Consider the following 15,167-nt stretch of genomic DNA (forward strand, 5'->3'; position numbering starts at 1 on the left):
AGTCCAAGCCGGTGATAGCTACTGGCGTATCGCTAATAAGTACGGGATTTCTATCCAAGAACTCCAACGCTTAAATGGCACCTCTGATTACACCCTCCACCCAGGCCAAAGCATTAAAGTGCCAGGTTCAGGAACCAATGCATCAGTGTCATCAAACAGTGGCTCTGCTTCAACAAGTACAACAAGCGCAGCACCATCAGCGGGCGGTTCATACACAGTCCAAGCCGGTGATAGCTACTGGCGTATTGCTAACAAGTACGGTATTTCTATCTCAGAACTCCAACGCTTGAATGGGACTTCAAATTACTTCTTGTACCCAGGTCAAAGTCTCAAGGTTCCAGGTTCAGGGTCATCTTCAAATGCCACTGCTTCATCAAACAGTTCTTCTACTTCAACAAGTACAACGACTGCAGCCCCAGCAGCAGGCGGTTCATATACTGTCCAAGCAGGCGACAGTTACTGGCGTATTGCTAACAAGTACGGGATTTCGATTTCAGAACTCCAACGCTTGAACGGAACTTCAAATTACTTCTTGTACCCAGGCCAAAGCATCAAAGTGCCAGGCTCAGGTTCAGCAAGTGCGACACCAGCTCCTGCTAGCAACACTGCAAGTACAACACCAGCTCCTGCTGAAACACCAGCACCAGCGCCAAGCACAGGCGGTGGCAACTATACTGTTCAAGCAGGTGACAGCTACTGGCGTATTGCTAACAAGTATGGAATTTCAATTTCAGAGCTCCAACGCTTAAACGGGACTTCAAACTACTTCTTGTACCCAGGTCAAAGTATCAAGGTGCCAGGTGGTGGCGCCGCTTCTGAAACACCAGCCCCAACTCCTGCACCAGTTAGCCAAACACCAGCTCCTGCAGAGCGTCCAGCGCCAGCCGTTGCTGAAACACCAGCACCAGCTGCAAACAACGCTAGCCAAGCAAGTGGCGGTTCATATACTGTCCAAGCAGGTGACACCTTGTATTCAATCGCTCGTCGTAATGGGGTAGATGTTTACAAATTGATCGCTAACAATGGGGGTTCTCATTTCATCCAAGTAGGTCAAGTCATCTCATTGAACTAGTCGCTAGTATTTGATATACTAGACTTAATAGTAATTCAATATTGGAATTAGTAGGCGGTACAACTGTTATAGAGAGCTTATGGGTGGTGGAAATAAGCCGGGAGTGCTACTGAACTCATCCAATTGAAGCTAGTCTGAATCTTAGTAAGACTAGACGTCCGCCGCGTTAAGGCTAGAGATAAGCTATTCTAGCTTAAATTAGGTGGTACCGCGAAAATTTCGCCCTATGTGAACTGTGTTTAACACGGTTTATGTAGGGCTTTTTTTATCAGAAATGCAAGGAGGTTATGTGATGACCTATAATCACAAAGCAATCGAAGAAAAATGGCAAAACTATTGGCGCCAAAACCAAACCTTTAAAACTCAGGAGCGTCCTGGGCATCCTAAGTTCTATGCGCTAGACATGTTCCCTTATCCATCTGGTCAGGGCTTGCACGTAGGGCACCCAGAAGGCTATACAGCAACCGATGCCGTGGCACGTATGAAACGGGCACAAGGCTACGATGTCTTGCACCCAATGGGTTGGGATGCCTTTGGTTTGCCTGCTGAACAATACGCTTTGGATACGGGGAATGACCCAGCTGATTTTACTGCTGCCAATATCGAAACTTTCCGCCGTCAAATCAATTCACTTGGTTTCAGCTACGACTGGGAGAGGGAAGTCAATACAACCGACTCTAACTATTATAAATGGACCCAATGGATTTTCTCCAAAATGTATGAAAAAGGCTTAGCCTATGAAGCAGAAGTAGCCGTTAACTGGTGCCCAGCCCTGGGAACAGTCTTGGCTAATGAAGAAGTCATTGATGGTAAATCCGAGCGTGGAGGGCATCCGGTTTTCCGTAAACCAATGAAACAATGGATGCTCAAGATTACAGCCTATGCAGAGCGTCTTCTAGAAGACTTAGATCTTCTAGACTGGCCTGAAAGCCTTAAGGAAATGCAACGCAACTGGATTGGTAAATCCGAAGGGGCCTTGATTAACTTTGATATTGTGGGTCACGCCGACCAAGTACAAGTCTTTACTTCACGCGCGGATACTCTTTTTGGGTCTTCTTATGTGGTCTTAGCACCTGAACATGAATTAGTAGCGAAAGTCACCAGCCCTGAACAAGAAGCTGCGGTAAAAGCCTATGTTGACGCAGTCGCAACGAAGAGTGATATGGACCGGACTTCCCTTAATAAGGATAAATCCGGGGTCTTTACGGGAGGTTACGTTAAACATCCCGTAACTGGTGAATTCTTACCAATTTGGATTGCGGACTATGTCTTGGCTTCTTATGGAACCGGGGCAGTCATGGGGGTACCAGCCCACGACGAGCGGGACTTCGAATTTGCTAGCAAGTACGATTTGCCAATTGTATCTGTAATCGAACACAATGAATCGGGTTGCTATGAAGGTGACGGACCCCACATTAATTCTGACTTCTTGAACGGCCTTCATAATGCAGAAGCCATCACAACCATGATTGATTGGTTAGAAGCTCAGGGCAAAGGCCAACGCCAAGTCAACTACCGTCTACGTGACTGGCTCTTCTCACGTCAACGTTATTGGGGCGAGCCTATCCCAGTGATTCATTGGGAAGACGGCAGTATGAGTCTAGTGCCTGAAGATCAATTACCACTTCGTCTGCCAGTGACCGATAAGATTCAACCAAGTGGTACGGGCGAATCACCATTGGCTGCTATTGAAGAGTGGGTCAAGGTGGTAGATCCAAAGACAGGCCGTAAAGGTCGTCGTGAGACTAACACCATGCCACAATGGGCGGGTAGTTCTTGGTACTATCTCCGTTATATCGACCCACAGAATTCAGAGCGCCTAGCAGATCCAGACAAGTTAGCCAAATGGCTGCCAGTCGACCTTTACATTGGGGGAGCGGAACATGCCGTCCTGCACTTGCTTTACGCGCGTTTCTGGCATAAATTCCTCTACGACTTAGGTGTAGTACCAACTAAGGAACCTTTCATGAAGCTCTTCAACCAAGGCATGATCTTGGGGACGGACGGCAATAAGATGTCTAAGTCCAAGGGGAATGTTGTCAATCCAGACCATGTGGTAGAACAATACGGTGCAGATACCCTACGTGTCTATGAAATGTTCATGGGCCCATTGGATGCTTCGATTGCCTGGAGTGAGAACGGCTTGGAATCTACTCGTCGCTTCCTTGATCGGATTTGGCGCCTCTACGTGGCAGAGGATGGTAGCCTCAGCGAGCGAATTCAAGATGCTGAGAACCCTGCCCTAGAACGTGTCTACCATCAAACTGTCAAGAAGGTAACGGAAGACTATGAAATTCTTCACTTCAATACCGCAATTTCGCAAATGATGATTTTCCTCAATGCCACAAAAGACCAGGCCATCATTCCAAAAGCATATGCCCAAGGCTTGATTCAATTATTGGCGCCATTGGCCCCGCATATTAGTGAGGAAATCTGGCAAAAGCTAGGTCACCAAGACAGCATTTCGCATGTCGCTTGGCCAAGCTATGAGGAAGCATTGACCATTGAAGATCAGGTAGAAGTTGTAGTTCAAATTAATGGGAAGATTAAGGCTAAGGTCATGGTAGAAGCCAATATGGCAGCAGATGCTTTAGGTGATTTAGCTCTTAACTTGCCAGAGATTCAAGCACAACTTGAAGGCAAGACCCTACGCAAAGTGGTAGCAATTCCTAACCGATTAGTCAATATCGTAGCAAATTAAGGAGACGATGCAGATGACAGAAAGAGACAAGCGCGATTTAGAGCGCGGCACACCAAGCCCGGATTTACAGGCTTTGTTGGCCGAAGAACAAAACTTGCATGAGACCGTCATCTTTTCCAAAGAAGACATGAAGAAACTACGTCGGCCTAATGTGCAACCAGAAGATGGCGATTACTTTAACCTCAATCTGCCAGCTGACCTGGATTTGGAACTAGACGATGATCAATTTGATGTAGACCCCATCTTCCAAGCAGATGCCGAGCCAACACCTAGTGAGCCAGCAAAGGATAAGGCAGACTGGTTAGTCAATGACTTGCCAGCCTGGGAAGAAGAGACTGAGCCAACTAAGCAAGATGAAGATGAGGAAGAACAAGACCAGTTAGATGCTGATCTTCCAGAGTTAGAGCTAGAGAGTGCTGAAAGCAGCTCCACAAGTAATCTTGATTTAGAAGGACAAGATGATCCAAACTATAATCCTTTTATCTATCGTCCAAAACATCCAAAACCTCAGCCGACAGAAGCCAAAGCATCAAAATCGCTTAAGCTACCTCGCTTAGATTTAGACGCTGTCTATGAAGCCCACTATAGCTTAGATCACTTAGACGATTTGGATGCTTATGACCAATTTGGGGCACCAGAATTGACCCCAACCAAGATTGAGCGACTGATGCAAAACTGGTGGCAAGGTATCGCGCAAAGAGTCAATAGCCTCAAACCTAAGGAAGAGGCAGCTGTGCCAGAAGACAAATTAGCTGAAGAGCCTGTAGAGGTGGAAGTTAATGACGAGCTTACCCCGATTGAAAATCAAGCAGAACCAGAACTTGAACTAACTGATGTAAAAGTGGAATTAGCTGAGGCAGAAGTTGAACCTACTGAGCAAGTTGAAGCAAACTTGGATAGTGTTGAGACTTCCCAAGGAACTGAAAGTTCGGAGCCGAGTCAGGAAGACCTAGAAACTCAAGGTCAAGCCCAAGAAGAGGCAGAAGAAGAAAGTGTAGACCTTAATCTGCTAGCTCCTGTTGAATTGGAAGAAGAAGCCGATTTAGCTTCACAAGAGGACAAGAGTGACGATGACAACCAATGGGCTCCAGTATCTGTCTTAGATATAGAGGAACAAGAGACTGAGTCAGAAGCTGAGCCAGAAGCTAAATACGAGCCAGAAGCTGATGAAAGCTTAGACTCAGATCAAGTAACTGAGCAAGAGCCTCAAGAAGAGGAAGTGGCTGAACCAAAACTTAACCTTTGGCAACGTCTAGTGCGTTGGATTCAAGAAGGCGAACCTAAGGAAGAAGAGGAGTCCGAGCCAGAAGCAACGACTCAAGAGGATTCCCAAACAAGTCACCCTTCTGATGAGTCAGACTCTGACCATGATGAAGATGATAGTCAAGGTGGTGCCAGCCTAACAGCTTCGGAGCAAGAAGTAGAGCCAGAGGCTGAACATGACGCCTTAGAACTTGAAACCGACTCTGATACCTCCCCTAGTTCAGATTTTGATTTGGAACTAGAAGAAGAGGCGGTGGCCGGCCACCCGGAGCCTCAAGCGGCGCGTCCGACGGAAAGACCTCAGACCGCCAGTCCTGAAAGCCCATCTCTAGGCCAACAACTAGCCTTTGACTTAACGGACACCCAGGCGATTACGCCAGAGGCCATTCAGGCCTACAGTGACCAAGTTAGCCAGGCTACTCAGGTCTTTACTGAGCCTATTTTGACGGACCAAGTTCTAGAGGAATACCTGAATGAAGATGACATCACTATTGAAGCTGAACTTAACGAAAAGCAATCCATCGTCAAAGGGGCGACTTGGCTGACTTTCGGGAATATCTTCTCCCGGATTTTGGGTGCCATCTATGTCATTCCTTGGGCGGCTTGGCTAGGGGCTGACTACCTCAATGCCAATACCCTATATAGCGCGGGTTATCAGCCTTATGCGCTTTTCCTAGCTATTGGGACAGCGGGTTTCCCAAGTGCCATTGCCAAACAGATGGCCTACTATCACTCCAAAAAGCAATACCGTTTTGCAGACCAACTTTTTAAGGCAAGTATGATTGTCATGAGTTTGATGGGCTTGGTTACGGCGACGGCGCTATTCTTCGTAGCGCCAGCCTTAGCGGCAGCTACCCCAACCATTGACCATGCAGCAGCCACTTTGGTTATTCGTTCCTTAGTACCACCACTAGTTATCTTGCCGGTGATGAGCCTCTTGCGGGGCTATTTCCAAGGCTACAACAACATGGTGCCAACGGCTGTATCCCAAATTCTGGAACAAATTGCTCGCGTCTTCTATATGTTGGCAGCGACTTACGCTGTCATGAAGCTCTTCAATGGGGCAGCGACAACGGCAGTTATCCATTCGACCTTTGCGGCCTTTATCGGGGCGGCAGTGTCTCTGGTCTACTTGATTTTCGTCTACCTTCGTCGCTTGCCGATGATTAAGGCTTTGATTGAAACGGACCAATCCCGTGATGAATTCGATTTAATGAAGACCCTGCGGATTATGCTTATAGACTCTGTTCCTTTCATCCTGGTGGGATCCGGTATTATTATCGCACAAAACATCGATACCTATACCTTCGGTCAGATTATGGGCTACACATCTAGCCTCTTGCGTAGCGAAATCGCGGAACTCTATGGGGTGTTGAGCCTAGACGTCAATAAGCTGATTATGATTATCATCTCCTTGGCCATTGGGATTTCCCTGTCTTCTCTGCCGGCTATCACCAAACGTTTTGCCGAGCAGGACAAGGAAGGAACGGGTGACTTAATTCAGCACGTTATCTTGCTCTTCAGCTTTGTGATGTTGCCAGCCGCAGTTGGTATGGCAAGCATTCCTACTGAAGTTTACCAACTCTTCTATGCTAATGGGAGTCAATCGGGGCCAGGCCTTCTAGTGACGGCCTCCTACATGTCGATTGTTTTAGGACTCTACACCATTCTATCGACTATTCTGCAGGCAATGAACTTCCGTCGTCTCTCCATTTGGCATCTCTTGATTGGTTTAGTCGTCAAAGTGGTCCTGCAATTCCCACTTGTGGCGATTTTCCAAGCGCAAGGGACCTTCCTTTCCACAGGTCTTGCCTTCTTGGTGTCTTCCTTGCTCATGTGGCGGACCATTCACAAGTCGGTACCTTTACGCTATAGCGAGATGACACCAAAACTTGTTAAGATGCTAGTTGGGACAGCGCTGATGGGCGTTAGCACCAGCATCTGGGCTCAAGTCTTGAACGGCCTCATGGGGCCAGTTGGGCGAGGCATGACTTTCGTCAAGGTAATCTTGGTTGTCTTGGTAGGTGTCTTCGTCTACATGACAGTGATGGCCTTATTTGGTCTCTTACCAATCCTCTTCGGTTCGCGTAAGAAAGACCTGCAAGATAAGATGAGGTTCTTCTCATGAGAATTGAGAAATATTTGGCGGATACGGGCTGGGGCAGTCGGAAAGACATTAAGCAACTGCTAGCCCAAAAAATCGTCACCATAAATGATCAGGTTTGCAGCAAGGGCGGCACGCAAGTGACGCCCGGTAGCGACCGCGTTGCTGTAGGGGGCCAAGTGGTCCCCTATCAGCGATATCACTATTATTTACTTAACAAACCGGCGGGTATTTTGTCTGCCACGGAAGATGCGCGCCATCAGACCGTGATTGACTGGCTAGGGAAGGGCTACCAACATTTGGACCTCTTCCCCGTGGGACGTTTGGATATTGATACAACGGGGCTTTTGTTGCTTACCAATAATGGGCAGCTAGCTCACCAACTCTTATCGCCTAAGAAGAAAGTTAATAAAACTTACACCGCCACCATCCGAGGTTTGGTGGACCGGGCGGATATCGCGGCCTTTGAGGCGGGGCTGGACTTAAGCGATTTTATTAGCTTGCCTGCAGACTTGACCGTTTTAAGTCAAGATGTGGATCAAGGCACCAGTCAAATTCAGGTCATTATCCAGGAAGGTAAATTCCATCAAGTGAAGCGTATGTTCCAAGCTGTCGGCAAGGAGGTTCTGACCCTCCATCGCTTGGCCATGGGGCCCTTGCGCTTAGATTCAGATTTAGCCATTGGCCAGTGGCGCTCTTTGACTGAGCAAGAGGCGCAAGCTCTCGAGCCTTATGGTTATGTGGCAGAATAAGTATTTAGGAGGTAGACTATGACAAAGATTAATTGGTTACAAGAAGTCGAAGCGCGTAAAGAGGCGCTCTTCGCAGATTTATTCCGTTTATTGAAGGTGCCATCTGTTCGTGAAGACGATAAGGCAACGCCAGAGGCGCCAGTAGGTCCTGGACCTAAGGCGGCCTTAGAAGAATTTCTCAACATGGCACAAGAAGATGGCTTTGAGACTAAGCAGTTTGGCCCTTGGGCTGGACGTGTAGAAGTTGGATCAGGTGATCAGCTGGTTGGTATTCTGGGTCACGTCGATGTGGTACCCGTAGGAACTGGCTGGGATACCGATCCTTTTGAACCAGTAGTAAAAGATGGCCGTATCTATGCTCGTGGCTCTAGCGATGACAAGGGGCCAACAGTGGCAGCTTACTTCGCGCTCAAACTCTTACGTGAATTAGGGCTAGAACTTAACCAACGTCTCCACTTAATTGTCGGGACCGACGAAGAAAGTGGCTGGCAATGTATGGATTACTACTTCAAGCATGCTGAAATGCCAGACTATGGCTTCTCACCAGATGCTATTTTCCCAATCATTAACGGGGAGAAAGGCAACGTGTCAGCGACTTTTAATTTCCAAGCAGGGGCTGAGGCGGCTGGAGCTAACCACTTAGTTAGTTTTGAAGCAGGCTTGCGTGAAAACATGGTACCTCAAGATGCGACGGCTGTTGTAGAAAGTGCTAATTTAGCAGAGCTAGTGGTGGACTTTGAGTCCTTCCTTTTAGAACATCAATTAGGTGGCCAAGTGCAACTGCAAGGCAACCAAGCGACCTTCTCCTTGATTGGGAAGGCAGCCCACGGTTCGACGCCAAGCAAAGGGGTCAATGCAGCGACCTTCTTGGCTAAGTACCTTCACCGTTTTGAATTTGATCGAGCAGGTGCAGAGAGCTTCCTTCATCTTTTAGCGGACCATCTGCACCAAGACTTTGAAGGGGTTAACTTAGGCGTGGCTCACCGTGATCCTGTCATGCAAGAATTGACCATGAACGTGGGCTTGGTTAACTACCGAGATGACAAAGGTGGTAGCATTGTAGCCAACTTCCGTTATCCAAAAGGCACTGATCCAGAAAAAATGGCTGCTCAAACTGCTCAACGTTTGGCTGGCCATGAGTTAAGTGTTGAGTGGGGTGAGTTCAAGGAACCACACTATGTGTCAGTTGATGACCCAATGGTTAAGGAATTGCTAGCAGTCTATGAAGAACAAACGGGCCTTGAAGGGCATGAAATGACCATCGGTGGCGGTACCTATGGCCGCCTGATGCCACGTGGGGTAGCCTACGGTGCTTTGTTCCCAGATTCGATTGACACGATGCACCAAGCCAATGAATTTATCGCGATTGATGACTTACTTAAGGCAACAGCTATTTATGCTGAAGCTATCTACCGTATTACACGCTAGGTCTTGCCATGGAAGTTATTCAGTCCAAGCAAAATCCTAAGATTAAGGCCTGGAAGAAACTAGCTACTGCTAAAGGGCGCCAGAAGGCGGAGCAGTACCTGATTGAGGGGACTCATCTGGTAGAAGAGGCCCTTAAGTCAGGGCAAAATGTCCGTCATTTGGTGGCTACACCGGATTATGATTTGAGCCAGTTACCCAATCAGGCCCATAGTCTGCCACTTCTTTTGGTTAGTCCTGAGCTCTTGAAGGACCTGAGCGAGACGCCTACACCCCAAGGAATTATGGCGGTTATAGACTTACCGTCATCGCCCCTTGGTTGGCAGCCTTCTGGTCAACGCTATCTGATTTTGGATGCGGTGCAAGATCCAGGTAACCTGGGAACCCTGATTCGCTCAGCAGATGCAGCAGCTTATGATGGGGTCATTCTAGGCAAAGGCACGGTGGACGTCTACAATGACAAAGTCCTTAGAGCGAGCCAAGGTTCACTTTGGCACCTGGAGGTCGTCAGTTTGGATCTCTTACAGGAGGCCCGTCCAGCCTTTGAAGCCGCTGGTATTCCTTGGTTTGTGACGGCCCTTCACCAAGAGGCGAAAGCCTATACAGATGTGTCGACTGATCAGGCACTAGCCTTAGTGCTGGGCAATGAGGGTCAAGGGGTCTCGGAAGAGGTTATTCAAGTAGCTGACCAGACCATCTACATTCCAATGCCAGGACAGGCTGAGTCACTCAATGTGGCAGTTGCTGGTGGCATTCTAATGTTTTATTTTCAAGCGTAAAAAGCAGGCCTAGGCCTGCTTTTTTTGAGTAAAAACTAGGGTGAAACTTATCGGTTTTGTTTTTTTAAATGATACCTATTGCAGATGAAACGGAGAGTGCTAGAATGATGTTTGTGGATGATTATACTATTTAATAGTAAGAATTGTTCTGTGTTGCGTGAAAAAATGAGAGGGAAGTGTGTGCAATGAAAAAGTCAGTCTATATTAGCGCATCGTTTCTATTGTTATGCGCCGGTAGCGCTCTAAGTGCAGATGTATCCGCTAAGGTTAGTCAAGATAGTTTGGGATATAAAGTTTTGGCTCAGCAAACGGGAGACAGAAAAGTCACCAAAGTAAAGTCTATTGAGGTCTTAGAAGGTGACTTAATCAGGGTTACTCTCCCTGATGATTCAAGTTATGAAGCGCATTTAGCAATGGTTAATGCGCCCGAAATGAAAGGGAACAAGCCTTTTGCTAAAGAAGCAAAAGAACGTTTAGAAAGTTTGCTTGGGGAGGCTGACACACTAAATGTAGAAGATTCGGGAGGAGCAGAACAGAAAATTGACGGTAAATCCACACTTTTTCTGTGGGCGGATGATATCTTGCTTCAGGAAGCTTTAGTTACGGAAGGATTAGCGCGGGTGGACTATATTCAGTCAGCGGATGAACCGTATCTTAAAGTCATGCGGGAATCTGAAGACTATGCTAAGCAATCCAGTAGCAAAATTTGGTCTCAGAGCGGGGTATTTTCCGATGATCCAGTTCGCAAGGACTTGAGTGCTAGTCAGGCTCAAGCGCCGGCTTCTGCTCCTACTCAGCCTTCAGTTTTCTATAAGAACTGTAAGGAAGTCAAGGCTGCTGGTGCTGCACCTATCCGGCCAGGTGATCCAGGATGGGATCCAAAGTTTGATCGTGATGGAGACGGTATCGGTTGTGAACGATGAGACGGACACTGTTTATACTTCTATTAGTATTAGTGACTATCTGTTTAGGTGGCCGACCAGTAGGAGTGATAGCCCAAGCTTCACCTAACCTACAGGCTAAGCCAATAAATCCCAAATTACTTGAAGAAGTAAAGGCATACCAGGTAGTCGACGGAGATACTGCCTATTTTGACCTAGGCTCCGGTAAGTCGATTAAAGCTCGCTTGTTACTGATAGATACTCCCGAACTACATCATCCTCGATTGGGGCAACAGCCATATGGACTTGAGGCCAAACAGAGATTTCAGCACTTGCTTCAACAGGCTCACAAAATTGAAGTTGAATATGATATTGGAACGCACAAAGATAAGTATCAACGCGATTTAATTTATGTTTGGCTTGATGGGCAACTTGTCCAAGAAATCTTAGTGAGTGAGGGTCTAGCTCAAGTTGCTTATGTTTACCCACCTAATACGCGTTATTTGAATTATTTAGAGGCATCGCAAAAAGAAGCCAAAGAAGCTAAAGCTGGTCTATGGTCATTGTATGGGTCTGAAAGGTGATGGGCGTAGTGCGTGTGAGTTTAAGTTAAAAACTAATTGGTAATTAATTTATAGGAAAAGACTGGAGCTTGTTTCCAGTCTTTTCGTCTTGCATAGGAATTTGGGCAAGTTAACGAAAATTCAAAGACAAATTGAATGATACTTGAAAACGCTACATTTCATGGTAAGATTAAGAAGTAAGAGGTGATACTATGAAAGATGCTAATCAATTCTCAGCCAAAGCGACCATGAAAGATGTGGCGGAGCGGGCTGGCGTTGGTCTAGGGACGGTTTCTCGTGTGGTCAATGGCTTTCGAGTTAAGGATTCAACCTATGAGAAGGTCCAGACGGCAATACGCGAATTAAACTATCAGCCCGATGAATATGCCCGTGGGCTCAAAACCAATCGCAGCAATATTGTGGCACTGATTGTGCCAACCATTTGGCATCCATTTTTCTCGCAGTTCGCCTATCATGTAGAGAAGGAGTTGCAGCAGCATCACTATAAGCTCCTGATTTGTAATGCAGATGGTGATGCGAGTAATGAGATCGAGTACATTGAAATGCTAAAGAAGAACAAGGTGGATGGCATTATTGGCATTACTTACTCTGACATCGATAAGTATATTTTGTCTTCTCTTCCTTTTGTTAGCATCGATCGGCACTTCTCCGAGAATGTCTATTATGTTACTGCAGAAAACTTTGTAGGTGGTCAGATTGCTGCAGAGCAACTGTTGATGCGCGGGTCCAAGCAGCTAGCCTATATTGGTGGCACAAATATTTACGAGAATGAGACAGTCTTGCGTAAGGCCGGATTCTATGATTATGCTTCAAAACACGGATATAGCGTGGCTACCTTAGATATGCCAGAACCTATTGACAATTTAGAAGGGCATATTAAGACCTTTATCCAGGAAAATCCAGAATTGGATGGCTTCTTCACCGTTAACGATTTTATGGCTCTCCATGTCATGAAAGTAATGCAAGCCCTCGGTAAGAGCTGTCCCGATGACTATCAGCTGATTGGCTTTGATGGCCTCAAAACAGCAGAGAATCAGGACTATCTGCTCTCAACCATTGCGCAGCCTATTGATCAGATGGCTAATGCTGCGGTAGAACTCTTAATGACCCTGATTAAAGGGCCGGAACAACCAAGCAGTCATCGTGTCGTCTTACCCGTACATTTTCGCGAAGGAGGCACTACGCGAAAAAAGTTGATCAAAACTAAAAAAAGACCTTGACAAACCGTGAAAGCGGTATTAAAATTAAGCTATAAGTTGAAACGTTTCATTTCCGAGCCCCAGCAAGATAGAATATCAGGCCAGGGCTTGAATAATAAAGAAAAATTGAAACGTTTCAAAAAGGAGGAAACAACATGAAAAAAGGATTCATCTTATCTGCTCTGACCACTTTATCGATGAGCTTCTTAGCAGGAGCAATGGCGCCAACCCCCGTAGCCCATGCTGCCGGCCAAGACATCAAGGTTTGGGTACAGTTTTCAGATGAGACCGCAGAAGGGAAGGCTTGGGCAAAAGTCGTAGAAAACTTCAACAAGAAGTACGATGGAAAGTACCAAGTAACAACAGAATACATTCCTCGTAGTGGTTCTGGTGGTGGTTATGAAGACAAGGTCAACGCGGGTATTACCACTAACACCTTGCCAGACGTTATTACTTTAGATGGACCAAACACAGCAGCCTATGCTAAGTCTAAGGTGATTGCGCCATTGGATGACTACTTAGCTGACGCTAATATGGATGATGTACTTGATTCCATTAAACAACAAGGGACCTATGATGGTAAATTCTATGCCTTTGGCTTCTCTGAATCCAACGTTGGGATTTATTACAACAAGAAAATGTTCAAGGAAGCAGGCATTGAAGATTCAGAACTTCCAACCCTTCAAAAACCTTGGACCTGGGACGAATTTAAGGCGATTAGCAAGAAGTTGACAGACCACTTCAAACAACCAGCAATTGACTTCCGCCTCAATTCTATGGACGAAATGCTGCCATATGCATATATGCCATTACTCTGGTCAAATGGTGGGACTGTTGTGAATGAAGACGGGACTAAGGCACAAGGTTACTTCAACAGTAAGGAAAGTGTTGAGGCCGTTCAATTCATTCAAGATTTAGTCAAAGAAGGTTACACCACGATTAGCCCAGTTGAAAAAGGCTTTGAAACAGGCGTTTACCCAATGATCTTAAGCGGATCTTGGACCATTAATGACTTAAATGAAAACTATAAAGACATTGAATATGGTATCTTGCCTTACCCAGTATCTAATACTACTAAGAAATTAGTTTCCCCATCTGGTAGCTGGCAATTAGCTGTGACGGAAAAGTCAGAACAAAAAGAAGGTGCAGCTGAATTCATTAAGTTTGCAACCAACACCGAGTCTAGTGAAATCATTAGCCTAGGCAACAGCGTTCTGCCAATCCGTAAGACCACCATTGCGAATATCAAAGACAAGGTATCTGAGCCAATGCGCTTCTTGATGGAACAAAATGCTGCGACCGCCCACGCTCGTCCAGTAGTGGTCGCTTACCCACAAGTATCTCGTGCTTTCCAACAAGCTATGCAAGATATTAGTTACTATGAAGAAAATCCAGACGTGCAACAAGTCTTGGATCAACGTGCAGAAGAAATGCAAATTGCGATTGACGAAGCGCTCAATCAATAAGACCTTGGGCAGGTAGTTCCGCTAGGGGCTATCTGCCTTCTTTGAAGAAAGAGGAGTCTGACATGAACAAGAAAAAGAAATTCAAAGAAAATCTCTTAGGCTATGGTTTTCTGTCACCAGCCTTGATATTGCTATTTATTTTCCTAATCATTCCAGTGGGTATGGTCATCTACTATGCTTTCACAGATTACTATATGCTAGCACCAGACGAACGTAAATTTATCGGGTTGGATAATTTCTTCCGCCTAGCCAAGGATAAAACTTTTATTAAGAGTTTTTGGAACACTGTGCAATTCGTCGTCTGGATTATCCCAGTTCAACTGGGTGCAGCCCTAGGGATGGCTCTTATTGTCAATAAGAAGCGGAAGGGGAATATCTTTTTTAAGGTGGCTTTTTTTGCACCGGTTGTCATGTCCCTGGTCGTTATTTCCATTCTATGGCTATACCTCTTGAATCCTAATAATGGGCTTTTGAATGCTCTCTTGGAAAAAGTAGGCATTGCCAAGCAACCATTCCTGACCAGCCCTAAACAAGCCATGTATGCCATCGTCTTTGTATCTGCCTGGCAAGGGGCCGGTTATCAGATGTTGCTCTTCTTAGGTGGCTTACAGAATATCCCGCAAGATGTTTATGAAGCAGCAGAAATCGACGGCATTAGCAAGTGGAATCAATTCCGCTATATTACCATGCCGCTGCTCAAGCCAACGGCCTTGTTCGTCCTCTTGACGACCTTGATTTCGGCATTTAAGCTATTGGTCCAACCAATGGTTATGACACAGGGTGGCCCGGCCAACTCTACCATTACCATGGTTTACTACATTTACCGCAAAGGTTTCACAGACCGTTTAGTAGGGTACTCTAGTTCCATTGCCCTAGTCTTTACAACCTTAATTGGGGTTATTTCCCTGGTGCAACGCCGGGTCTTGAAGGAGGATGAATAG

11 protein-coding genes and 1 other annotated feature are annotated in these 15,167 nt (G+C 46.3%); all 11 genes read left to right on the forward strand.

The genetic code is table 11. The features are described 5' to 3' along the window. The coding region (locus tag HMPREF3093_RS09855; RefSeq protein ID WP_180363298.1) for a muramidase family protein at nt 1–1,072 on the forward strand (1,072 nt) is incomplete at its 5' end. Between the two features lie 29 nt (nt 1,073–1,101). Further along, nucleotides 1,102–1,302 (forward strand) — a binding site (T-box leader). A gap of 62 nt (nt 1,303–1,364) precedes the next feature. Beyond that, nucleotides 1,365–3,773 (forward strand): leucine--tRNA ligase, encoded by a 2,409-nt coding sequence (gene leuS / locus HMPREF3093_RS08315; RefSeq protein WP_070756518.1) that lies wholly within the window; start codon nt 1,365–1,367, stop codon nt 3,771–3,773. Between the two features lie 13 nt (nt 3,774–3,786). Further along, complete coding sequence (locus tag HMPREF3093_RS08320) at nt 3,787–7,164, forward strand: putative polysaccharide biosynthesis protein (RefSeq protein ID WP_070756519.1); 3,378 nt, start codon at nt 3,787–3,789, stop codon at nt 7,162–7,164. Beyond that, a complete protein-coding gene (locus HMPREF3093_RS08325) occupies nt 7,161–7,892 on the forward strand; it encodes a pseudouridine synthase (protein WP_070756520.1) in 732 nt (243 codons plus the stop codon). Before HMPREF3093_RS08320 ends, HMPREF3093_RS08325 begins: the two co-directional genes overlap by 4 nt. A gap of 18 nt (nt 7,893–7,910) precedes the next feature. After that, nucleotides 7,911–9,320: a dipeptidase PepV gene (pepV, locus tag HMPREF3093_RS08330; RefSeq protein WP_070756521.1), complete on the forward strand. Its 1,410-nt coding sequence runs from the start codon at nt 7,911–7,913 to the stop codon at nt 9,318–9,320. Nucleotides 9,321–9,328: 8 nt separating this feature from the next. Further along, nucleotides 9,329–10,096, forward strand: coding sequence for a TrmH family RNA methyltransferase (locus HMPREF3093_RS08335; protein WP_070756522.1), 768 nt, complete (start codon nt 9,329–9,331; stop codon nt 10,094–10,096). 185 nt (nt 10,097–10,281) lie between these two features. Beyond that, complete coding sequence (locus HMPREF3093_RS09965) at nt 10,282–11,019, forward strand: thermonuclease family protein (RefSeq protein WP_070756523.1); 738 nt, start codon at nt 10,282–10,284, stop codon at nt 11,017–11,019. 65 nt (nt 11,020–11,084) lie between these two features. After that, the gene (locus HMPREF3093_RS08345) at nt 11,085–11,561 is read left to right on the forward strand and encodes a thermonuclease family protein (RefSeq protein WP_218970172.1); all 477 of its coding nucleotides are present in this window, start codon (nt 11,085–11,087) and stop codon (nt 11,559–11,561) included. Nucleotides 11,562–11,752: 191 nt separating this feature from the next. Continuing rightward, nucleotides 11,753–12,781: a LacI family DNA-binding transcriptional regulator gene (locus tag HMPREF3093_RS08350; RefSeq protein ID WP_070756525.1), complete on the forward strand. Its 1,029-nt coding sequence runs from the start codon at nt 11,753–11,755 to the stop codon at nt 12,779–12,781. 134 nt (nt 12,782–12,915) lie between these two features. Beyond that, nucleotides 12,916–14,226 carry an ABC transporter substrate-binding protein gene (locus tag HMPREF3093_RS08355; RefSeq protein WP_070756526.1) on the forward strand — a complete coding sequence of 437 codons (1,311 nt, stop codon included), beginning with the start codon at nt 12,916–12,918 and terminating at the stop codon, nt 14,224–14,226. Nucleotides 14,227–14,288: 62 nt separating this feature from the next. After that, the gene (locus HMPREF3093_RS08360) at nt 14,289–15,167 is read left to right on the forward strand and encodes a carbohydrate ABC transporter permease (RefSeq protein WP_070756527.1); all 879 of its coding nucleotides are present in this window, start codon (nt 14,289–14,291) and stop codon (nt 15,165–15,167) included.

The sequence above is a fragment of the Abiotrophia sp. HMSC24B09 genome (assembly GCF_001815865.1).
Classification (GTDB): Bacteria; Bacillota; Bacilli; order Lactobacillales; family Aerococcaceae; genus Abiotrophia.

Excerpts from the sequence above, each read along its gene's own strand:
- leuS (WP_070756518.1), top strand. The coding sequence starts at position 1,365 with ATGACCTATAATCACAAAGCAATCGAAGAAAAATGGCAAAACTATTGG.
- HMPREF3093_RS08320 (WP_070756519.1), top strand. The coding sequence starts at position 3,787 with ATGACAGAAAGAGACAAGCGCGATTTAGAGCGCGGCACACCAAGCCCG.
- HMPREF3093_RS08325 (WP_070756520.1), top strand. The coding sequence starts at position 7,161 with ATGAGAATTGAGAAATATTTGGCGGATACGGGCTGGGGCAGTCGGAAA.
- pepV (WP_070756521.1), top strand. The coding sequence starts at position 7,911 with ATGACAAAGATTAATTGGTTACAAGAAGTCGAAGCGCGTAAAGAGGCG.
- HMPREF3093_RS08335 (WP_070756522.1), top strand. The coding sequence starts at position 9,329 with ATGGAAGTTATTCAGTCCAAGCAAAATCCTAAGATTAAGGCCTGGAAG.
- HMPREF3093_RS09965 (WP_070756523.1), top strand. The coding sequence starts at position 10,282 with ATGAAAAAGTCAGTCTATATTAGCGCATCGTTTCTATTGTTATGCGCC.
- HMPREF3093_RS08350 (WP_070756525.1), top strand. The coding sequence starts at position 11,753 with ATGAAAGATGCTAATCAATTCTCAGCCAAAGCGACCATGAAAGATGTG.
- HMPREF3093_RS08355 (WP_070756526.1), top strand. The coding sequence starts at position 12,916 with ATGAAAAAAGGATTCATCTTATCTGCTCTGACCACTTTATCGATGAGC.
- HMPREF3093_RS08360 (WP_070756527.1), top strand. The coding sequence starts at position 14,289 with ATGAACAAGAAAAAGAAATTCAAAGAAAATCTCTTAGGCTATGGTTTT.